Annotated in this window: 1 protein-coding gene; it reads right to left on the reverse strand. The window is 71.6% G+C overall.

The genetic code is table 11. From position 1 onward, the window contains the following. Positions 1 to 359: hypothetical protein (locus J0A65_RS26520; protein ID WP_206597163.1), on the reverse strand; the 359-nt coding region annotated here is incomplete at both ends.

Raw genomic sequence — 359 nt, forward strand, 5'->3', positions numbered from 1 at the left:
GAAAGAAGCCGCCATGCAGCACCACGCCGCCGCTGGCACGACCCAGATAGGGTTGCAGGCAAGCACAGGTGTGCGGATCGTCCAGGTCGGCCGCCACCCAGCTGCCGTCGGGCAGGTGCAGGCGCCCGGCCTGCCAGCGCACCTCGCCCTGCAGCAGACCGCAGGCGAGCAGCCAGTCCAGATCGGCCGCGCCCAGCTGCGCCGGCAGCCCGCCAGCAAGCAGCGCCTGGACACTGTGCGGGCGGCCCTGCTCGTCCAGCGCGGCGTTGTCGGCGAGATGCTGCAGACGCAGATCCGGGTAGACCGGACGCCTGACCAGGCCGGCTTCGGCCAGCGCCAGCAGGCCGTTGACGAACATT

The organism is Bowmanella yangjiangensis (genome assembly GCF_017255015.1).
Classification (GTDB): domain Bacteria; phylum Pseudomonadota; class Gammaproteobacteria; order Enterobacterales; family Alteromonadaceae; genus Bowmanella; species Bowmanella yangjiangensis.